A 20,337-nucleotide genomic window follows, 5' to 3' on the forward strand; every position below is an offset into this window, starting at 1 on the left:
CGCCGACACCAGAAGGAACCGCGATGTACACACTCGGAATCAATGCTGCCTTTCATGATTGCTCTGCCACACTGGTGCGCGACGGGGTCGTGCTTGCCGCAGCCGAGGAAGAGCGCTTTACGCGCATCAAGCATGGCAAGCGTCCGGTTCCGTTTTCTACGTGGCAGCTGCCATACCACGCCATCGACTACTGCCTGGCCGAGGCGGGAATCGTGCTGCGCGATGTGGACCATATCGTGTATGCCTTCGACGCGGCGCTGCTGCCGCAGCCGCCGCAGGAAAACGGGCATATCCTGCTGCCGCTGGAGCCGTCGCGCTCGACCGCGCGCGCGCACGAAGGTTCGCCGTGGGATCCCCTGTTCACGTCGTATGTGCTGAATGCCCCCCGGCAATTGCTGGACGGCGCGCCGCACCACCTGAAGGCGCGCTTCGATGGCCTTACGCTCGATCATATCCAGTCGCGATGGATCTTCCTGGACCACCACCTGTCGCACGAAGCCAGTGCCTTTCTGGCCGCGCCATGCGAAGAAACTGCTGTGCTGACACTGGATGGCCGAGGGGAGCGCGCCAGCACCAGTTATGGGGTGTATCGAGATGGCCGCTATACCCGGTTGAAGCAGGTCGAGCTTCCGCACTCGCTGGGACTGCTGTACGAAGACGTCACCCGATATCTGGGCTTTCTGCATTCATCGGACGAATACAAGGTGATGGCCCTGGCTTCCTTCGGGCAGCCCGAATACCTGTCGCAGATGCGCGAAATCGTGCGCCTGGAAGACGAGGGCGGCTACCGGATAGAACCCGCGCGCCTGCACGAGCGCTTCGGCCCGCCCCGGCAGCGCGGCGCGCCCTTTGATACACACCACAAGAACCTCGCCAGTTCGCTGCAGTACGTACTGGAAGAAACCACTCTGCACATGGCCCGCTGGCTGCATGGCCAGACCGGCGCGCGGCACCTGGCGATGGCGGGCGGCGTGGCGCTCAATTGCGTAATGAACGCCCGGCTCAGCCGCGATGGCCCATTCGAGCGTGTATGGGTGCAGCCGGCGGCGGGTGACTCCGGCACGTCGCTGGGCGCCGCGCTCTATGTCGACCAGCAAAGGCGCGGCGGGCCGCGCCGCTGGGCCATGGAGCACGCCTATCTGGGCCCTGCGTACGACGACGATGAAATCGAACGTTTCCTGTACCGGTCGCGCCTGGCGTTCCGCAAGCTGGACAACGTAGCCGAAGAGGCTGCCGAGCTGCTGGCGCAGGAAAAGATCCTGGGGTGGTTCCAGGGACGCATGGAGTTCGGGCCGCGGGCGCTGGGCGCGCGTTCGATACTGGCCTCTCCGCTGGACAGCGGCATGCAGGCTCGCCTGAACGGCCTTAAAGACCGCGAGGATTTCCGGCCCGTGGCTCCGGTGGTTCTGCAGGAGCGGGCAGCGCAGTGGTTCGACGCGCGAGGCGAGAGCCCGTTATGCGCGCCCTTCATGCTGTTTGTCTACGACGTGCTGCCGCACCGCGCCGCCCGGATTCCGGCGGTGCGGCACATCGACGGCACGGCACGCGTTCAGACCATCCGGCGCGACCAGAACGAGCGCTACTACGACCTGCTCGCGGCCTTCGAAAAGCGTACAGGCGTGCCGGTGCTGGTGAACACTTCGTTCAACACACGCGGCGAGCCGGTGGTGTGCTCGCCGCGCGATGCCGTGGAGTGCTTCTGGACTTCGCCCCTGGATGCGCTGGTCATCGGCTCGTACCTGCTGGAGAAGCCGCGATGAGTCCCGGCGGGAAAAAGCTGCTCATGTCGGTTGTGGTACCCACCCGCGGGCGTCCCGAACTGTTGCGGCGCTGCCTGCGGGCGCTGGCGACCCAGGATTTTCCCGGACGCGCCTATGAGGTCATCGTCTGCGACGACGGCGCAGACCCCGGCACGCGCAGCCTGGTGCAGGGCTTTGACGCCGCCGACGGCGCCGCCCCGCGGGTCCGCTACCTGGCGGCCAGCGACACGCAGGGCCCTGCCGCTGCGCGCAACCTGGGCTGGCGTGGCGCCATGGCGGACATCATTGCCTTCACCGACGATGACACCATCCCCGCCGCAGACTGGCTATGGCAGGGGATGCTGGCAATGGAGCCGGGCGTGCATGCCGTCGCGGGCGCCATCGACATGCCGATTGCGCAGCCGCCCACCGATTATGAGCGCGATGCGGCCGGCCTGACGCGCGCGGAGTTTGTCACGGCAAACTGTTTCGTGCGGCGCGACGCGCTGCAGGCCGTGGGCGGCTTCGATACGCGCTACACCATGGCATGGCGCGAAGATTCGGACCTGTACTTCGCGTTGCTGGAGCACGGCATGACAGTGGTGCGCACGCCCCACGCGCGGGTGCTGCACCCCGTGCGCCCGGCTCCCTTCGCCGTGGGCTTGCGCATGCAGAAGAAAGTCATGTTCGACGTACTGCTGTATCGCAAATATCCGCGCCTGTACCGTGCCCGGGTGCGACGCGGCCCGCCCTGGTTCTACCTGGCGCACGCCCTGTCGCTGGCAGCCGCGATCGTGGCGATGCTGGCAGGCCATGCCGGGGCGGCGGCGATATTCGGCGCGCTCTGGCTGGCGCTGACGCTTGTATTTTTCGTGCGCCGTTTGCGTGGCGCGTCGCGCGCTCCGGCGCACGTGGCCGAGCTGGCCCTGACTTCCGCCTTTATCCCGCTGCTGTCCATCACCTGGCGGCTGATCGGGATAAGCCGTTACGGACTGCGCTTTCCATGAACATATCCTGCACTACTGGCGGCGCCACGCCGCGCATCGCGGTTTTCCGCGCGCTGCAATTGGGCGATATGCTGTGCGCCGTGCCCGCATTGCGCGCCCTGCGCCAGGCTTTTCCACAGGCGCATATCACCCTGGTGGGACTTCCCAACGCGCGCGACTTCGTCCAGCGTTTCGACCGGTACATCGATGACCTGCTGGAGTTTCCGGGAACGGCGAACTTTCCCGAACAGGCGGCCCGCGAACAGGCCTTGCCGCAGTTCTACCAGCGCGCGCATGCCATGCAATTTGACGTGGCGCTGCAGATGCATGGCAGCGGCAAACATTCCAATGACATCGTGCGCTGCCTGGGCGCGCGCCACTGGGCGGGGTTCGTGCCCACGCAGGCCGAGGCCGTTCCGGGATGCCGAATGCCATGGCCGGACCGCATGCCCGAGCCTTTGCGTTACCTGGCATTGCTGCGCTGGCTGGGCCTGGCCGCGTGGGATTCCACGCTGGAGCTGCCTGTCAGCGCCCGCGAGGCGTCGGCCGCCGCGGCGTTGTTGCGGCAGGAAGGCCTGGAGCCGCGTCGCACGGTCGTGATGCATGTGGGCGCGCGGCTGCCGTCGCGGCGCTGGCCGACCGCGCGGTTCGCGCAGGTGGCCGGCGCCATCGCGGCCCGAGGTTGGCAGATTGCCCTGACGGGCACGCCCGATGAAGCCGCGCTGGTGGGCGCCATGTGGCGCGAGTGCGGCACGCGGGCTGCGAACCTGTGCGGCCGCACCACGCTGGGCGAACTGGCCGCCCTGGTGGAACAGTGCCGTCTGGTTATCTGCAACGACACCGGCATGTCGCACGTGGCCGCGGCGATGCGCGTGCCCAGCGTCGTCGTTGCATCGGGCAGCGACGTGCGCCGCTGGGCGCCGTTGGACGGCCGGCGCCACAGCGTGCTGTCGGCCAACATGCCTTGCCGTCCGTGCAGCTACGACACCTGCCCGATAGGCCACCCTTGCGCGCTGGCCATATCGGCCGACGACGTGCTGGCGCGCGCGTGTCGACATCTTGAAGAGCCCCATCATGTCGCCTCTTGAATCGCCCCGCGGCCGGCGGCGGCTGCGCATCCTGGTCTGGCACGTACATGGCAATTATCTGTACGCGCTGGCGCAGGCGCCGCACGACTTCTACGTGCCGCAAACCGAAGACGATCGTCCCGGCTACGGGGCCCTGGGCCGCAAGATCCCCTGGGGTGAGAACGTGCATGGAGTGCCGGCCTGGCAGGTCAGGAACCTGGAGTTCGACCTGGTCATTTACCAGTCGGCCCAGAACCTGGCTGACGCGCCGCTATTGCTGACGGCCGCTCAACGGCGCCTGCCGTGCGCGTACATCGAACATAACCCGCCCGCGCCTCTGCCCGCGGAGTCGATGCATCCGTTCCGGCATGAGCGCGGCCTGCTGGTGCACGTAACGCCCCATAACGCCGTCATGTGGGACAACCACGGCATCGCCCAGCGCGTCGTGGAACATGGGCTGCCCGATCCCGGCTACCTGTACCGGGGCGATCTGCCCCGGGGCATCGTGGTGGTGAACCACTTGATGCGGCGCGGACGCCGGGTGGGCGCCGACCTCTATACGCAGGCGGCCGCCCGGGTCCCGCTGGACCTGATCGGCATGGACGCCGAAGCCGCGGGCGGCCTGGGCGAAGTGCCCAACATGGAAGTCGCGGCTTTCATGGCGCGGTACCGCTGCTTTTTCAGTCCGGTGCGCTATGCCAGCCTGGGCCTGTCACTGGTAGAAGCCATGCTTTGCGGGTTGCCGGTCGTGGGTTTTGCCGCCACCGAATTGCCATGCGTCATCACCAACGGCCAGGACGGTTACGTCGATAGCCGGCCCGAACGCCTGCTCGATGTGACCCGGCAATTGATCGACGACGCGGAGCTGGCGCGCGCCTGGGGCCAGGCAGCGCGAGCGACCGCCTTGCGGCGATTTTCCATCGAGCGGTTTGTCGAGGACTGGAACCAGGTCTTCGCCACGTTGACGGAGTCATCATGAAAGACAGCACGATAAGCGCTCCGCGGGCGCTGGTAGCCGGCGGCGCGGGTTTCCTGGGATCGCACTTGTGCCGCCGCCTGCTGTCCGATGGGTGGGACGTGGTCTGCGTGGACAACTTCCAGACCGGGCGGGCAGAGAACCTGGCCGGCCTGGCCGCGCATCCGGGGCTGACCGTGCTCAGGCACGATGTGGCCGTGCCGCTGCCCGCCGATATACGGGCAGACCGGATCTATAACCTGGCTTGCCCCGCCTCGCCGGTTCACTACCAGGCCGATCCGGTTGCAACCTTGCGCACCTGCGTGCAGGGCGCCACGCAGCTGCTCGAGATGGCGGCCCGCACCGGCGCGCGCATCCTGCAGGCGTCGACCAGCGAAGTCTACGGGGACCCGCTCGAGAGTCCGCAGCGCGAGGCGTACTGGGGCCACGTCAATCCGGTGGGCCCGCGCTCTTGCTATGACGAAGGCAAGCGATGCGCGGAAACCCTGTTCACCGAGTACGGCCGCCGTGGCGTCACCGTGAAGATCGCGCGCATCTTCAATACCTATGGGCCCGGCATGGCTGCCGACGACGGCCGCGTGGTATCGAATTTCATCGTGCAGGCGCTGGCGGGCCGGCCGCTCAGCATCTACGGCGATGGCGTCCAGACGCGCTCGTTCTGTTATGTAGACGATCTGGTCGAAGGCCTGGTGCGCCTGATGGAGAGCCCGCCTGAACTCTGCCAGCCTGTCAATCTGGGCAACCCGGCTGAAATCACTGTGCTGCACATGGCGCGGCTGGTGCTGGAGCTGACGAAAAGCAGTTCGCCCCTGCAGTTCCATGAACTGCCGCAAGACGACCCGATGCAGCGTTGCCCCGATATCACCCTGGCGCGCGAGCGGCTGGACTGGAACCCCACCACATCGCTGGCGACGGGGCTGGCGCGCACGATCGAATATTTTCGCCGGCGGACGGCAGATCGCCCCACGCGCGCCGCTGCCGCCGAGGCGCAGTAAGACGAGGTAGGCTATGGACATGTCGGGCAGCGTCGTCGTGATTTCCCCCCACTTCGACGACGCCGTACTGAGTTGCGGCAATTGGCTCGCGGCATGCCCGGGAAGCACAGTGCTGACGGTGTACTCGGGGGTGCCGCCGAGCTCCACGCCGCTGACCGACTGGGATCGGCGTTGCGGCTTCCAGAGCGCCGACCAGGCGATGCTGGCACGCCACGAAGAAAACCGCGCCGCCATGGCGGTGCTCGGCGCCCGCAATCTTGACCTGGGGCTGCTGGATGAGCAGTACACCCGCCAGCAGGCCGGGCCCGGGCGGCTGACCGGCATGCTGGCCACTGCGCTCACGACACTGCAGCCTGCCGTGTTGCTGTTGCCGCTGGGGCTGTTTCATCGCGATCATCTGCGGGTGTCGGAGGCGGCGCTGACCATATGGCGGCTGTTTGAACGGCCGCTGGGAGGACGCTGGCTTGCCTACGAGGAAGCCCTGTACCGCCGCAAGCCCGGGCTAGTGCAATCCAGGCTGGCGGCGCTGCGCGCACAGCACATCGTGGCCACACCCGTGCCGGGCCCCGCGTACCGCGGCGAGCGCAAGACCCGCGCCGTGGCCGCCTATGCAAGCCAACTGGAACCGTTGGGGCTGGTGCCGGGGCAGGGAGATGACGCGGCGCCGGAGCGCTATTGGGAACTGTCGGCGGAGCAAGCAGGGAAATGATGCAGCCGCGCCTGTCCATTGTGGTGCTGACGTATAACCGACGCAGCGAATTGTTGCGCACCCTGGACCGGCTCGGGAGCCTGCCCGCACAGTACCCGGTGGTGGTGGTGGACAATGCCAGCGCCGACGGCACGGCCGCCGCGGTGCGACGCCGCTTCCCCGACATCACGCTGGTGCAGGCCCCGGACAACCTGGGCGCCGCCGGTCGCAACCTGGGCGTTCGCCAAGTCCAGACTGACTACGTTGCGTTCTGCGACGACGACACCTGCTGGGAACCGGGCGCCCTGGAGGCCGCCATCCGCATACTCGATGCCACGCCCGAGATCGGCATACTGAATGCCCGCGTCCTGGTGGGCGACGCCGCCAAGCCCGACCCGGCCTGCAGCGCCATGCAGGAAAGCCCCTTGCCGGAACAGCCGGGCGTCGGTCCCTGCCTGATGGGCTTCATGGCCGGCGCCTGCGTCATGCGCACCGAGGTGTTCCGCGCTGTGGGGGGGTACTGGCCGCCACTGCTGATTGGCGGCGAGGAATCCCTGCTGGCGCTGGATGCGCTCGAGCGCGGCTGGCGCATTGTCTACGCCCCTGCAGTATGTACGCGGCATTGGCCATCGTCCGCGCGCGACGCGACGTTGCGCCGCCGGCTGCTGGCGCGCAACGCGATATGGACTGCCTGGCTGCGCCTGCCTGCGGCGATGGCCTGGCGCGCCACCTTGCGCGAGTTCCGCCTGCAACCGACCGCACGCCAGCGCTGGCGGCTCGCGCGGGATATAGGCAGGGGGCTGAGGTCTGTACTCGCGCGGCGGCGCGTGGTGTCGGGCCGGGTACAGGAATTGCTTGCCTGTACGCAGCGCCACAACCATTAGCAGGAGACCATGATGGCATTGATCGTTGCAGCGCGGTTCCAGACCTTTGACCAGGCCGAGGTGGCCGCGCAACGGCTGTTCGAGGCCGGCTATCGCGATGAGGACATGCACACGTTCTACGTAGGGATCGCGGGCGAGCACGGCATTTATCCCGTAGGTGGAGACCGTCGGGCGGACCCCGACGCCCGCGGTGCGTCCGTGGGCGCCATGCTGGGCGCGGCCGGGCTGGGCATTCTGTTTGCGTTGGTATGCGCGGCGGTGGCGTGGCAGTTCCAGCCGTCCGCCATCGCGGTGGCGGCGGCCGGCGGGGTGGGCGCCTATATCGGCGCGCTGGGTGGAGCCTTGTGGGTGTCCGGCCAAGGGCGACGCCGCCATCCGGCCGCCCCCAGGCAGCATCCCGAAGTGCGCCAGGCGGGTGTACTGCTGGCCCTTCACGTGCAGCCGGACCAGGAAGCCCGCGCGGCGGCGTTGCTGCGCGAAGCCGGAGGCGCCGACGTGGAGCGGGCCAACGGACGGTGGATGAACGGCAAATGGCAGGACTTCAACCCGCTGGAGCCGCCTCAACGCGAGCCTGTCAGTGTTGGACGGCCCCAGGCGCCCTCGGGCACGCCGCAGGTATAAACGGAGGCCCGACACCATGACCCATGCCAGTCGCAAGCGAGCAGGCAAGCGCGCACAGCCGGATACACCGGATACCCAAGCACAGCAGGGCAAAGGCGCCGATGCGGTGGCGGGCAAAGTCCTGCCCCCGAAGGGGCCGGTACAAGTGCCCACCCAGCCTTCCAAACCCGGCAAACACACGCCAGACGAGGCCGCGCAGGCCAGCGACCCTCCCCGCGACACCCGGGATGATTCGAGCTGGGCCGATGGCTCCAAGCCGAGGCCCAACGCCAAGCACGTGCGTACGCACTTGTTCTGACGGTTGCCCGGCGCTGCCGCCTCAGGCGGTCGCCGGGTACGAGTATGTCCGCAGGAAATGCCACAGGCGTCGCTCGTCGGCATTCAGGCCGCGCGGCGAGTCGGGGGCCGCGCCGCGTGGGGGCAATTCGCCGCGCACGTATGCTTGCAGAATCGCGGGATGTATATAACAACTGCGACATACCGCCGGGGTGTTGCTCAGGCGGCCGGCTACCTGCTTGACGACCTGGACGATGTTGCGCTTGGCCTCGCTTTCGCTGGCCGCCGGCAGGCGCTGCAGCAGGGCGAACGCCATCACCGAGCCTGCCCAAGTGCGGTAGTGTTTGGCCGTGAAACCGCCTCCGCCGGCCTCTTTCAAGTATGCATTGACCATTTCCGAGCTCACCGGCCGCGCCTGTCCGTCGGCGTCGCGGTAGTGAAACAGTTGCTGCCCCGGCAGATCCATGCAGCGCTTGACGGTGCGCGCCACCCGCGCGTCACTGACCGTCACATCGTGGGGCACGCCGCTCTTGCCGATGAACCGCAGGCGCAGGCGATCGCCCGCCACGGCAGTATGGCGACGCTTCAGCGTCGTCAGGCCATACGACTTGTTGGCGCGGGCATATTCGCGTGTGCCGATGCGGATAAGCGTGATTTCCAGCAAGCGCACCACGACGGCCAGCACCTTGTCCTGCGACAGCGCCCGTAACCGCATGTCGCGCTCGACCCGGCGCCGTATGCGCGGCAGCCCCGCGGCGAATTCCAGCAGCTGCCCATACTTGCTGGCATCGCGCACGGCCGTCCAGTCGGGATGATAGCGATACTGCTTGCGCCCGCGTGCATCGCGACCGGTAGCCTGCAGATGGCCATTGGCCTGGGGGCAGATCCAGACCTCGGTATATGCGGGCGGGATGGCCAACGCATCGATGCGCCTCACCACGGCCGGGTCCCTGATGACCTTGCCCTGCGTGTCCAGGTAGCGGAACTTGCCTGCGCGGGTGCGCGCGCGGGTAAAACCGGGCCGCCGGTCGTCCACATACACCAGGCCGCTTTCGGCGGGCAGCGGGAACACGGGTTGCTGCCCCCCGTTGCGGACTTCATGTACAACGGAGGTATCTATGGAAGGTTCCTTGAAAGATGTCAACGTTGCTATCCTCGCGGTGGATGGCTTTGAGCAAGTGGAACTGACGCGGCCTCGCGAGGCGCTGGCGCAGCAGGGCGCGCGCACCGCGCTCGTATCGGCCGCGCGCGAGCCCATCCTGGGCATGCATCACATCGACAAAGGAGACCGGTTCGACGTGGACCTGATCTTCAGCGAGGCCCGCGCTGCGGATTTCGATGCCGTGCTGTTGCCGGGCGGGGTCGTCAATGCCGACGAGATCCGCATGCACCCCGCCGCCCGCGATTTCGTGCGGGCCATGCAGGAGCAGGGCAAGGTCATCGCCGTCATATGCCACGGGCCGTGGCTGCTGGCGTCTGCCGATCTGCTGCGCGGCCGGACGCTGACAAGCTGGCCCTCGGTACAGGACGACCTGCGCAACGCCGGCGCGCACTGGGTTGACCAGGAGGTGGTGGTAGACGGCAATCTCGTCAGCAGTCGCAAGCCCGACGATATTCCGGCCTTCAACCGCGAAATGCTGCGGGTGATCGGGGCGCATCGTTAACTGCAGGTTCGCGGCCGAACCTATGAGCGGCGGGCTCCGCCGCCACGCTGCCGCCGGCTTTGCTGATCCTGGCCAGTACCGACCTGGGTCGCATGGCCATCCTTTTTGCTGCGGTTCTGATTGTCGCCGTGGCTTTGCTGCGATTCCCTTGGCGTATCGTCTTCGGTGGGATCCGGTTTCGAATCGGGTCGATCAGTGGGTTTCATGTTGGCTCCTTTGCCGATATGGCAGGGGTAGGGGATTCGCCGGCCTGCCATGCCCGGTGGTAATGAGGCAGGCGCGACAGCGCATAACGGGCGCTGGCCTGGCGGATCGCATTGCGCCCGCCGGAGAACACGCGGGTTTCGGTGTAGATCACCGGCCGCCCATCGGCCGCGCCGCTTCTGAACAGCCACGCATAACACTGGGTGCCTGGCTCGATGTCGTCGTCCGTAGCGTCCGACACGCCGGTGTTGGCGATTGCCACGGGCGCCGGGCTCAGCCGGCTGGCGCCCAGCGCCATGGCGCGGGCGACCGGTTCGCTGGTCAGGTTGCAGCGCTGCAGCAGCCCCTGATCCAGCCCGAGGCAGCGCATCTTGGCCTGCGGCGCATAAGTCACGAACGCACAATCGAGCAAACTGCCGGCGCCCGGCACATCCGCAAGCGTGGCGGCAATCAGGCCTGCGGTACAGGACTCTGCCGTCACCAGCGCCAGGGACTGCTCGCGCATGTAGCGGGCCACGCGTTCTATTTCATTCATGCCACACACTCCGTAGATCGACAGCGGCTTTGCAAGAGGCGTGCCCGGCCGGGCTAGCGCGGCGGCAGAGGCTCGCCGCCCACGCGGGCGCCGACAATCATTTCGGTCGCCCAGCCCAGCAATATGGTGGTGTACGCCCGTTGGGCGGCTTTATCGGTCAGCGCATGGTCGGCGCCGTCCACGATGCGATGCGTCATCGAGTGCGCGCGCACGAACGCCGACCGGTAGTTCATGATGGTCGAATGGGGAATAAACGCGTCGTGCTCGGCTTCCACAATGAGCACATCGCCGGTAAAAGCTTCACACGCGGCCAGGGCCCGGTTTTCCCCGGGGGCCACGCGGGCCCGGCGATAGGCAGCCAGGCTTTCACGCTCCAGGGCGCCCTTGGGGCGCTCCCATTCCTCGTCGCGATACAGAGCGGGCACGTGCAACGCCAGCCAGCGCACGGGCCGCAGCGCCGACAGCAGGGCGGCAAGATAGCCGCCGTAGCTGCTGCCTACCACGGCGATGGCCGTGCGGTCGATCCACGGGTGGCTGAGCAATCGGTCATAGGCGGCCAGCACGTCGCGCAGGCTGTCGGCGCGCGATACGCGCGCGCGCTGCGTCTCGGTGGCCGCATGGCCGCGCAAGTCGAAGGTCAGGCATACACATCCCAGGCCGGCAATGCTGCGGGCGCGCACCAGGTCGAACTGCTGGCTGCCGCCCCAGCCGTGGATGAACAGCACGCCCGGCATCCGCGTGGCAGGCGCCAGGAACGTGCCCGACAGATCCTGCCCATCGACGTTGATCGTCACGGAATGGTTACTCGTGGCCATGGCGCACCACTCCCGCGGACTTTCGGATACGGCCTACGAAGGGGTCATCGTCGTCGTAGATCAGCAGGGCGTCGGCGGGCTCGCCGTTGCCTTCCCCATAGCTTTCCGTGGTCCTGGCGCGCACCCGTGTCAGGCCGGCGTCGGCGGCGAAAGCCTCTAGCGCGCAGGCTTCGCCCATGCTGGCGCCGCCGGCCCGCCACGACTGTTCCAGCACGCCATAGCGATACTGGCCCTGCGCATTGCGGCCGCCGGCCACATCGTAGTTGCGGCGCGAAGCATAGAAGCCCGGGTAGCTCAGCTCGATGGCGCGGTCATACTGCATGGCCAGTCCGATAGCGTGCCGCAGGGCGGCCGGCCAATGGCGAGCCGCCAGCACGTCCAGGTCACCGCGCACGAATATCATGTCCGAGCCGCCATAAACCGCCGCGCCCTGGTTGTCGCGGGTGAGCCGTTGCGTGCCGACATAGCTTGCGCACAGGCCGGGCAGTCTTGCCACGCCCACGCTATAAGTGTCCACGTCTTCCAGGTGTTCTTCCAGCACCAGCCCGCACTGCGCGAATTCGCTTTCGTCCAGGCTGCGTACCGCGGCGCGCAGGTCAGCCTCGTCGTGCGCGGTCAGTTGCCCGCGTCCCGCGGTGGCATGCACGGGCTTGATGCGCACCGGGCCGTCGCGCAGCAGCAGGGCGCCCGCACGCAATGCGTCCTGGCAAGAAAAAACGGTATAGCCCTGCAGCACACAGCCGCGCAGCCGCTCGCCGAGCCTGGCCTGCCACCCGGGCGGCGGCGCGGCATGAGCGCGCTCCAGCACAGGGTGCGAGATGGCCTTGGTGGCGACGAACTCATAAGGCACCACTCCGCCATACAGGTCGGCCTCGTTCCCGATGCCCAGCCGCTCGGCCGCCGGCGCGCCAAGCGTCATCGCGGGCACATAGTAGATTCGCTCGCGGCCGGGGCGCGCGTCGCCGCCGGGTTCGTAGTCCAGGACGCACGGGCATCCCAGCACGGTTGCCAGCTTGCCCGCCAGGGCGCGATGACTGGCGATGTCGTGGGCGCTCGCGCCCAGGCGGCGCGGATAGGGCACGACCAGCGCAGGGGGAGCCGCGGAACCGTTGGGTTTCAGCTTGGACATAGTAATGGCGCTGTAGGCGGGTGTCCGCCCTGTACGCATGCCGCGTGCCCAAGCTAGCGCAGATCCCGCAGAATCTTGGCTAATCCGTTGATTTTAAGGAATATTTCGGACGCTACCCCGTGGTTGGCCGGGTGCGGGGTCACTGGTAACAACACGTCAACGCCGTTCCGGCGGGGCCGCTGTAAGGTATTATTCAGCCTCTTTGAATTCAGCTAGTTGTAAGAATGGCTGAAACAGCGTCTTTACTACCTTATTTACCTCGGAGATTGCATGCTTGAGTTCCTGCAAACCCTCAGCTGGGCCGCCGTGTTCCAGATTATTCTTATCGACATCCTGCTGGGCGGCGACAACGCTGTAGTCATTGCACTGGCATGCCGCAATCTGCCGGCCAAGCAGCGCATGCAGGGCATTCTATGGGGCACCGCCGGCGCCATTGGCTTGCGCGTCGTACTGATTGCCTTCGCGCTCACCCTGTTGACGATTCCCTACCTGAAGATCGTAGGCGCCTTGCTGCTGCTGTGGGTCGGCGTCAAACTGCTGATCCCCGAAGAGGACGCGCACGGCAACATCCAGGGCGGCGCGTCGGTATGGGCAGCCGTCAAGACCATTATCGTAGCGGACTTCGTCATGAGCCTGGACAACGTGATCGCCATCGCGGGCGCGGCGCAGATGGCCGACCCCTCGCACCAGATCGGACTGGTGATCTTCGGCCTGGTGGTCAGCGTGCCCATCATCATCTGGGGCAGCACGCTGGTGCTCAAGCTCATCGACCGCTACCCGCTGGTCGTGACATTCGGCGCGGGCCTGCTGGGCTGGATTGCCGGCGGCATGCTGGTTACCGATGTGGTCGTGGTCGAGCAGTTTGGCGAGATCTCGGGCGCCACCAAGCTCGCCGCCGAGGTCGTGGGTGCGCTCTTTGTGGTGGGCCTGGGCCGCTGGATCGCGGCGCGCAAGCGGGCCGCCGCGCCCGCCGCCCAGGCGGCGCGCCAGGACGCCTGAGCCTGACACGTCGCGCCCGTGCGGGCGCGACGGCTCTCCGCCCGCACGGGCCGCGCAGCGCATAACGTGTTGCGCGGCCCGTTTCTTTTTCGCCAGAGCCTGCCAAACCCGCCACACCCCGCATCTGCCATGATGCGCGGGGCGGCAGTTTGTCCTGCCGCTGCAGCGGGCTTTATCATGGCAACGGCCTTCCCATTGCGGAAGGCCGCGTCGTCGCGGCCCGCGCTTGCAGTGCCGCTTGTTGTGGAGGTCCCCCATTTGACCCGGCCAGCACCCTATACCAGACCCTTGGGCATGTTCATCGAATCGGCGTTGCCACGCGCCTGGTCCGCCGTGCCCTGGGCAAGGAATGCGTGCTGCATCGTCATCCTGCTGCTGGCGATGTTGGTGGGCGGCGCCGCCCATGCCGCGCAGGCAGCCGACACGTCTTCCACGCAGGCGCCGACCGCCACCGACACATCCGAACTGACGCCCGCCCGCCTGGCGGATCTGCTGGAAGATCCCGCCGCGCGTCAACGGCTGGTTGAACAATTGCGCGATGCCGCGCCGGCGGCAGGGGACGAGGCGTCGCAGCAAACGGCGAGCGCGCCCTCATTGCCGGGCCGCCTGGCGCAAAGCGCCCAGGCCTTCCTGGCCGGCATGGCCACCCACGCGGGCCGCGCCGTAGACGAATTGACGTCGTTGAGCAGCGGCGGCATGACGCCCCAGCAACGTCAAGAGCTTTCGAGCGCGCTGCTGGGGGTCGCCCTGGTGGCTGCGGTAACCTTGGTGGCATTCTGGCTGCTGCGCGCCATCGCCGCGCATGCGTATGCGCGCATCGACCGCTGGCTCGCGCGCCAGCCTCATACAACGGCCGGCGCCCCACGAGGCGCGGTGCTGGCGGTGATGTTGCGCCGCGCCGGCGCAATGACCGGCGCCCTGGTCATAGACCTGGCCATCGTGCTGGCGGCCGGGCTCGCGGGCTACCTAGCGGGGCTTTACGGCACCTCGCCGCGGGGAGACATCAGCGCCGCGCAGGTGATGTTCGTGCGGGCATATATCGCCGTGGAATTCGCCAAGGCGCTGATCCGCGGTGTGTTCGCCACGCGGTACCCCATGTTGCGCCTGTTCACGATGGAAGACGATCTGGCGCGCTACTGGAACAGCCGGCTGGGCCGCATCGCCACGGCCATCGGCTACGGCCTGCTGCTCGCCGAACCGCTGGCCAAGGCGTTGCTGACTGAGTCTATCGGCGAACTGCTGGGCCTGATCATCATGCTCGCGGCGTACCTGTATGCGGTGCGCACAATATGGCGCAACCGCGTGGCATTGCGGCAACGCCTGGAAAGACGCGCCGCGCAGGCCACGGCGTCGTACTTCGGCACATGGTTCCGGCTGCTGGCGCGCACCTGGCACTGGCTGGCTGTCGGCTATTTCACCGTGCTGCTGGTCGTCAGCCAGGTCGATACCGAACACGCATTGCCGTTCATGGTGCAGGCCACCATACAGTCCCTGCTGTCGCTGGGAGTGGGCGCGTTGCTGCTCGTCGTGCTGCACGGCGCGCTGTCGCGCCGCATCGTCCTGCCGCAGGACGTGCGGACCAGGCTGCCCATGCTCGAGGCCCGGGTCAACGCCTACGTGCCCGCCGCGCTGAAAGGGCTGGGCGTACTTATCCGCATCGTTGTCGCGCTGTTCGTTCTGGACGCGTGGCGGGTGTTCGACCTGTCGAGCTGGCTGGTGTCGGATGCCGGCGCGACGGCTGTGCGCACCGTTGTCAATGTGGCCATCATCCTGCTGATCGCCGCCGTTGCCTGGACGCTGATCGCCAGCATCATCGAACACAGGCTCAGCCTCAGCGAGGGTTCGGGCACGCCCACCGCCCGCGAGCGCACGCTGCTGGCGCTGTTCCGCAATGCCGCCCTGATCGTCATCGTGACCCTGACAGTGCTGGTGGTGCTGTCGCAGATCGGCGTCGACATCGCGCCGCTGATCGCCGGGGCAGGGGTCGTGGGCCTGGCAATCGGCTTCGGTTCGCAGAAGCTGGTGCAAGACATCATCACAGGCGTGTTCATCCAGCTTGAAAACGGCATGAACCAGAACGACGTGGTGCAAGTGGCCGGCATCTTCGGCACGGTGGAAAAGATCACCATACGCTCGGTGGGCATACGCACGCTGGACGGCGGCTATCACCTGATTCCCTTCTCGTCTGTCGATGTCGTGTCCAACCACATGCGCGACTTCTCGTACCATCTGGGCGAGTACACCATCGCGCACCGCGAAAGCGTCGACGATGCCGTCCACCACCTGCGCCAGGCTTTCGAAGAGCTGATGCAGGACGAAGTGCTGGCGCCCGAGGTGCTTGAAGACATCAGCATTCCCGGCGTCACCGCGCTCAGCGAAAAAGGCGTGACGATACGCGTGCTGATCAAGACCACGCCCGGCATGCAATGGGCGGTGCAGCGCGGCTATAACCGGCTGGTCAAGAAACACTTCAACGCCGCGGGCATCGAACTGCCGTATCCGCACACTGTGGTTTACTTCGGCCAGGACAAGAACGGCTACGCCCCGCCGGCCAACCTGTTCCTGCAGACCGACCGCCCGGACGAACACGGCAACGCCCGGGCCGCCGGCCAGACGCGACGCCGGCTTTCAAGAGAAACCGGCGCCGGCGGCGAAGACGTCCTGGGTAATGAGCTGGACCGGGTCAGCGAAGACGAAGACGACGCACCCGCTGCGCCACGGCCAGTCGCCTGACCGCGGCTGGGGGCAGGGCGGCAACCCCGGCGCGGCGCGCCGGGGTTGCGCCAGATCGCAAGGGCCGGCCGCGCCTTTGCGCCACGACGCGGCCGGCCGGTGTACGCTGGCGGTTTATCGTCGGCCCTATGCCAGGTACTGCCATGTCATCTTCATCTTGCCCGTCTTTCCTGACGCGCCGCCGCCTGCTGGGCGGGCTGGCGCTGGCGCCTGCACTGGCGCCAGCGCTGGCGCGGTCGCAACCCGCGGCGGCGCGGGTCCAGGTCTGGAAGTCTCCCACCTGCGGCTGCTGCACCGACTGGATCGCCCATCTGCACGAGTATGGTTTCCAGGTCCAGGTCGAAGATGTCCCCGACACCGGGCCCATACGCCGGAAACTGGGCATGCCCGCCGAGTACGCGTCATGCCATAGCGCGCGAGTACAGGGCTATGCGCTGGAAGGGCATGTGCCGGCCAGCGACATCCAGCGGCTCTTGCGCGAGCAGCCCGCGGCGATCGGCCTGGCCGTGCCCGGCATGCCGCTGGGTTCGCCCGGGATGGACGGGCCCGAATACCAGGGGCGCAAGCATCCTTACGAGGTGCTGCTGGTGCGCCGCTGGGGCCTGACCCGGGTGTTCCAGGCCTACACCTGACCCTGGCCCCCGGCCGGCAATACGGCGCGTGCGCGCCGGGCGCATGGCAGCTCAGCGCTGCAGCGGCGGCGTGCCGCCCGCGCCCAGGTCCCAGTAAAGGCCGGTCATCAACCCCAGGGCCTCGCGCAGCAGCTCGGGCGGCAGGTGTTCGTTGGGCGCGTGCTGCGAGCATCCGGGGTACGAATGCGGCACCCAGATGGTGCGCAGGCCCAGAACGTCGGTGAAAATATCGTTGGGCAGCGACCCGCCCAGGTTGGGCAGTATGGCCACTTTCTTTCCGCTGGTGGCTTCCAGTGACGCGACCGCCCAGCGTACCCAGGGGTCGTCCGGGTCAATGCGCGTGGCATGGAACATGGTTTCGCGGGTGGTCTGAATCTTCACCATGGGAAAGCCCTGGCGGTCCAGGTGGCGGCGCAGCGCCGGCAGCAGCTGAGCCGGATCTACGCCCACCACGAAACGCAATTGGCAACGCGCCCAGGCCCGCGCCGGGATCGCATTCACGGGCGCGTCCGGATTGCCCGTCTTGTATGCCAGCACTTCGAACGAGCACCAGCCGAATACGCGTTCGGCCGGCGACAACCCGGGCTCGCCCCAGTCGGGCTCGATCTGCGGACCATCGGCGCCGCCGTCCACCTGGCAATCGGCCAGCGCGCGGCGCACGGCGTCGGGCAACCCGGCCGGCACCCATTCGGGCACGCGTATCTGCCCGCAGGGCGATACCAGCGTCGAGATCGCGTGCGCAAGCTGGATACCGGGGTTGGAGATCAGCCCGCCCCAGTTGCCGGAATGATGGGCGCCCTGGCGCGCCTCGATGCTCAGGTCAAAATTCAGGCTGCCGCGCGCGCCCAGAAACACCGTAGGGCGCGCGGCGCTCAGGCGCGGCCCGTCCGAGGCGATCAGCAAGTCGGCGGCAAAGCGTTCTTTATGTTGCGCGCACAGCTCGCGCAGGCCCATCGAACCGGTTTCCTCGCCCATTTCTATCAGGTACTTGACGTTGAAACCCAGCTTGCCGCGCGCCTGCAGCACCAGGCGCAAGGCTTCCATGTTGATGCTGTGCTGCCCCTTGTTGTCGGCGATTCCGCGGCCGTACCAGCGCCCGTCGCGTTCGGCCAGTTCCCAGGGCGACAGACCATCATGCCATTCGCGGTCCAGGCCGCGGATCACATCGCCATGGCCGTAGCCGAACACGGTGGGCAGCGCCGGGTCTTCAATGCGTTCGGCATACAGGAACGGTGCACGGGCCTGTGGATGCGTCAGGGTGGCGCACGCAAAACCCATGGCCTCGAAGGCCGGCCGCATTTCTGCTTCCAGGTACGACGCGAGCACGTCGGCGCGCTCCGGGTTCTGGCTCTCGGTCGGGATCGCCAGGCGGCGCGCGAGCAGGGCCCGGAAAGCGCCTGAATCGAAACACTGTTCGGCATTGGCGAGAGCTTGGGCACGACTCATGGCTGGGCGCTTCCTTGGATAGGCGGTGAATAGAGATGGCATGCCACCAGCGAGCGGTCCTGGGGCGCCAGGTTGGGGCGCTGCTGCCGGCACTGGAGCATGGCATGCTTGCAGCGTGGATGGAAAGGGCAGCCGGGCGGCGGATTGATGGGGTCGGGAAAGGCCAGCCCCAGTCCGGTGTCCGGAATGCCCAGCCCGGGCTCGGGTGTCAGCACCGAAGCCAGCAACGCTTGCGTGTAGGGGTGGCGCGGCTGGCGGAACAGCTCGGCGGCCGGCGCCGATTCGACCACGCGGCCCAGGTACATTACCGACACGTGCGTGGCGATATGCTCGACCACCGCAAGGTTATGGCTGATGAAGACATAGGTCAGGTTGAACTCTTCGCGCAATGCCATCAGCAGGTTCATGATCTGCGCCTGCACCGACACGTCAAGCGCCGACGTGGGTTCGTCGCAGATGACGATTTCGGGGTTCATTACCAGCGCGCGCGCAATCGCCACGCGTTGCCGCTGGCCGCCCGACAGCTGGCCCGGCGTATTGCCCGCCAGCCGCGCAGGCAAGCCCACGCGCTCCAGCATCTCGATGGCCTTGCGGCGGCGGGGATCGGGAATGCCGTGCACCTCGAGCGGCAGCGACACAATCGACGCGATATCGCGGCGGGGGTTCAATGACGAATACGGATCCTGGAAAACCGGTTGCACGCGTCGCGCCACGCCACGGCGCGACATGGCGCGTATGTCCCGCCCTTCGATACTGATCTCGCCGCTTGTCGGCGGAATCAGCCCCAGCAGCAGGCGCGCCAGGGTGGATTTCCCGCAACCCGATTCGCCCACGATGCCAAGCACGCCGCCGCGCGGCACGGCAAGGTCTACGTCGTTGACCGCGTGCAGCGTGCGGCGGGGCTGAAACATGCCGGTCTTGACTTCGAAGCTGCGGCTCACGCCCCGGGCCTGTAGCAGCGCGTCCATCAGGCGGCCTCCAGAATGCAGCGCCATTCGCGCCCGGTGGGCGCATGTTGCACAGGCACCTCGTGCCGGCATTGCTCCTGGGCATGCGGGCAACGCTCGCGGAAAGCGCAGCCACGCAGTTCGCCGGCAAGCGCCGGCACCACCCCGGGAATCGTGCCCAGCGGAGTGCCCGGCTGCGTGCGCCCCGGCACCGGAATACAGGCCAACAGGCCCTCGGTATAGGGGTGGCGGGGCGCTGCGAACAATTCGGCCACCGGCGCCTGTTCCACAATCTGCCCGGCGTACATCACCGCCACCTGGCGGGCAATCCGAGCCACCACGCCCAGGTCATGGGTGATCAACACCATGGCGATGCCCAGCTCGGCCTGCAGGTCGGCCAGCAGGCGCAGGATCTGCGCCTGGATGGTGACGTCCAGCGCCGTGCTGGGTTCGTCTGCGATCAGCAGTTCGGGACCGCACATCAACGCCATCGCGATCATCACGCGCTGCCGCAGGCCGCCGGACAATTGGTGAGGGTACTGCCCCAACCGTTGCCCTGCCGAGGCGATGCCGACTTTCTCCAGCAGCTCGACGGCGCGCTCGCGCGCCTGCGCGGCGCTGGCGCGCCGATGATGCCGGTAATGCTCGGATAACTGCTCCCCGATGGTGTAGGCGGGGTTCAGGGCAGTCATGGGTTCCTGGAAGATCATCGCCATCTTGTTGCCGCGCAGCGCATTGACGCGCCGCCGGCTGGCTTGCGCAAGGTCTTCGCCCAGCACCGCCAGCCTGGACGTGCTGCGGCGCGCGGCGCGCGGCAAAAGCCCCATGATGGCCAGCGAAGTCATGGATTTTCCGCAACCCGATTCGCCCACCAGGCACAGCGTCTCGCCGCGGCGCACCTGGAACGACACTCCCCGCACCGCATGCACCGCTGCGCGCGGGGTATCGATGTCGACCCGCAGGTCTTCCACATCCAGCACGATATCGTCAGCGCTCATGGG

The 20,337-nt window shown here is 67.3% G+C and carries 21 protein-coding genes; 13 read left to right on the plus strand and 8 right to left on the minus strand.

The window, feature by feature from the left end; all coding sequences use genetic code 11:
• Nucleotides 1-23 precede the first annotated feature (23 nt).
• From CAL18_RS06755 to CAL18_RS06795, 9 genes are read left to right on the plus strand one after another with little or no spacing between them, the layout of a single operon-like run.
• Entirely contained in the window at nt 24-1,760 is a 1,737-nt protein-coding gene (locus CAL18_RS06755; RefSeq protein ID WP_094817571.1) for a carbamoyltransferase family protein, read from the plus strand.
• Between the two features lie 23 nt (nt 1,761-1,783).
• Nucleotides 1,784-2,746 (plus strand): glycosyltransferase family 2 protein, encoded by a 963-nt coding sequence (locus CAL18_RS06760; RefSeq protein ID WP_231494525.1) that lies wholly within the window; start codon nt 1,784-1,786, stop codon nt 2,744-2,746.
• Nucleotides 2,743-3,813, plus strand: coding sequence for a glycosyltransferase family 9 protein (locus CAL18_RS06765; RefSeq protein WP_026638517.1), 1,071 nt, complete (start codon nt 2,743-2,745; stop codon nt 3,811-3,813). The genes CAL18_RS06760 and CAL18_RS06765 overlap by 4 nt, the downstream gene beginning before the upstream one ends.
• Nucleotides 3,800-4,771, plus strand: coding sequence for a glycosyltransferase (locus tag CAL18_RS06770; RefSeq protein WP_026638518.1), 972 nt, complete (start codon nt 3,800-3,802; stop codon nt 4,769-4,771). The genes CAL18_RS06765 and CAL18_RS06770 overlap by 14 nt, the downstream gene beginning before the upstream one ends.
• A complete protein-coding gene (locus tag CAL18_RS06775; protein ID WP_051423641.1) occupies nt 4,768-5,763 on the plus strand; it encodes a UDP-glucuronic acid decarboxylase family protein in 996 nt (331 codons plus the stop codon). The genes CAL18_RS06770 and CAL18_RS06775 overlap by 4 nt, the downstream gene beginning before the upstream one ends.
• A 19-nt stretch (nt 5,764-5,782) precedes the next feature.
• Nucleotides 5,783-6,472, plus strand: coding sequence for a PIG-L deacetylase family protein (locus tag CAL18_RS06780; RefSeq protein WP_231494526.1), 690 nt, complete (start codon nt 5,783-5,785; stop codon nt 6,470-6,472).
• Nucleotides 6,469-7,335, plus strand: coding sequence for a glycosyltransferase family 2 protein (locus CAL18_RS06785; RefSeq protein ID WP_026638520.1), 867 nt, complete (start codon nt 6,469-6,471; stop codon nt 7,333-7,335). Before CAL18_RS06780 ends, CAL18_RS06785 begins: the two co-directional genes overlap by 4 nt.
• Before the next feature lie 12 nt (nt 7,336-7,347).
• Nucleotides 7,348-7,956, plus strand: a complete 609-nt coding sequence (locus CAL18_RS06790) for a hypothetical protein (protein ID WP_094817572.1) — start codon at nt 7,348-7,350, stop codon at nt 7,954-7,956.
• Between the two features lie 16 nt (nt 7,957-7,972).
• Complete coding sequence (locus CAL18_RS06795; RefSeq protein ID WP_026638521.1) at nt 7,973-8,254, plus strand: hypothetical protein; 282 nt, start codon at nt 7,973-7,975, stop codon at nt 8,252-8,254.
• 21 nt (nt 8,255-8,275) lie between these two features.
• Here CAL18_RS06795 and CAL18_RS06800 read toward each other — a convergent pair whose 3' ends face one another.
• Nucleotides 8,276-9,304: a DNA topoisomerase IB gene (locus tag CAL18_RS06800; RefSeq protein ID WP_432759133.1), complete on the minus strand. Its 1,029-nt coding sequence runs from the start codon at nt 9,302-9,304 to the stop codon at nt 8,276-8,278.
• Between the two features lie 46 nt (nt 9,305-9,350).
• On the opposite strand from CAL18_RS06800, the gene CAL18_RS06805 reads away from it, so the two are divergent.
• Nucleotides 9,351-9,896, plus strand: coding sequence for a type 1 glutamine amidotransferase domain-containing protein (locus CAL18_RS06805; protein WP_026638523.1), 546 nt, complete (start codon nt 9,351-9,353; stop codon nt 9,894-9,896).
• A gap of 20 nt (nt 9,897-9,916) precedes the next feature.
• Here the strand turns inward: CAL18_RS06805 and CAL18_RS06810 are convergent, their stop codons facing one another.
• The 4 genes from CAL18_RS06810 to CAL18_RS06825 are packed head-to-tail and all read right to left on the minus strand — an operon-like array spanning nt 9,917 to nt 12,579.
• On the minus strand, nt 9,917-10,102 hold the full coding sequence (locus CAL18_RS06810) for a hypothetical protein (RefSeq protein ID WP_081745624.1): 186 nt from the start codon (nt 10,100-10,102) through the stop codon (nt 9,917-9,919).
• Nucleotides 10,099-10,635, minus strand: a complete 537-nt coding sequence (locus CAL18_RS06815) for a CinA family protein (RefSeq protein ID WP_051423642.1) — start codon at nt 10,633-10,635, stop codon at nt 10,099-10,101. Before CAL18_RS06815 ends, CAL18_RS06810 begins: the two co-directional genes overlap by 4 nt.
• Before the next feature lie 53 nt (nt 10,636-10,688).
• On the minus strand, nt 10,689-11,450 hold the full coding sequence (locus CAL18_RS06820) for an alpha/beta hydrolase family protein (RefSeq protein ID WP_026638524.1): 762 nt from the start codon (nt 11,448-11,450) through the stop codon (nt 10,689-10,691).
• Nucleotides 11,437-12,579 (minus strand): DUF3182 family protein, encoded by a 1,143-nt coding sequence (locus CAL18_RS06825; RefSeq protein WP_094817573.1) that lies wholly within the window; start codon nt 12,577-12,579, stop codon nt 11,437-11,439. Before CAL18_RS06825 ends, CAL18_RS06820 begins: the two co-directional genes overlap by 14 nt.
• 270 nt (nt 12,580-12,849) lie before the next feature.
• On the opposite strand from CAL18_RS06825, the gene CAL18_RS06830 reads away from it, so the two are divergent.
• The 3 genes from CAL18_RS06830 to CAL18_RS06840 all read left to right on the plus strand — a co-directional run bounded on the left by CAL18_RS06830 (nt 12,850) and on the right by CAL18_RS06840 (nt 16,943).
• Complete coding sequence (locus CAL18_RS06830) at nt 12,850-13,578, plus strand: TerC family protein (protein ID WP_026638526.1); 729 nt, start codon at nt 12,850-12,852, stop codon at nt 13,576-13,578.
• A 294-nt stretch (nt 13,579-13,872) separates the two neighbouring features.
• Nucleotides 13,873-16,311 carry a mechanosensitive ion channel domain-containing protein gene (locus tag CAL18_RS06835; RefSeq protein WP_026638527.1) on the plus strand — a complete coding sequence of 813 codons (2,439 nt, stop codon included), beginning with the start codon at nt 13,873-13,875 and terminating at the stop codon, nt 16,309-16,311.
• 143 nt (nt 16,312-16,454) lie between these two features.
• On the plus strand, nt 16,455-16,943 hold the full coding sequence (locus tag CAL18_RS06840; protein ID WP_026638528.1) for a DUF411 domain-containing protein: 489 nt from the start codon (nt 16,455-16,457) through the stop codon (nt 16,941-16,943).
• Between the two features lie 51 nt (nt 16,944-16,994).
• On the opposite strand, the gene CAL18_RS06845 is transcribed toward CAL18_RS06840, so the two are convergent.
• Genes CAL18_RS06845 through CAL18_RS06855 form a run of 3 tightly spaced genes read right to left on the minus strand, consistent with a single transcriptional unit; the run spans nt 16,995 to nt 20,334 of the window.
• Nucleotides 16,995-18,389 (minus strand): M20 family metallopeptidase, encoded by a 1,395-nt coding sequence (locus tag CAL18_RS06845; protein WP_026638529.1) that lies wholly within the window; start codon nt 18,387-18,389, stop codon nt 16,995-16,997.
• The gene (locus CAL18_RS06850; protein ID WP_038851996.1) at nt 18,386-19,357 is read right to left on the minus strand and encodes an ABC transporter ATP-binding protein; all 972 of its coding nucleotides are present in this window, start codon (nt 19,355-19,357) and stop codon (nt 18,386-18,388) included. The genes CAL18_RS06845 and CAL18_RS06850 overlap by 4 nt, the downstream gene beginning before the upstream one ends.
• Nucleotides 19,357-20,334, minus strand: a complete 978-nt coding sequence (locus CAL18_RS06855) for an ABC transporter ATP-binding protein (protein ID WP_026638531.1) — start codon at nt 20,332-20,334, stop codon at nt 19,357-19,359. Before CAL18_RS06855 ends, CAL18_RS06850 begins: the two co-directional genes overlap by 1 nt.
• Between the last annotated feature and the right edge of the window lie 3 nt (nt 20,335-20,337).

Source organism: Bordetella genomosp. 7 (genome assembly GCF_002261415.1).
In the GTDB taxonomy this organism is placed as follows: domain Bacteria; phylum Pseudomonadota; class Gammaproteobacteria; order Burkholderiales; family Burkholderiaceae_B; genus Bordetella_A.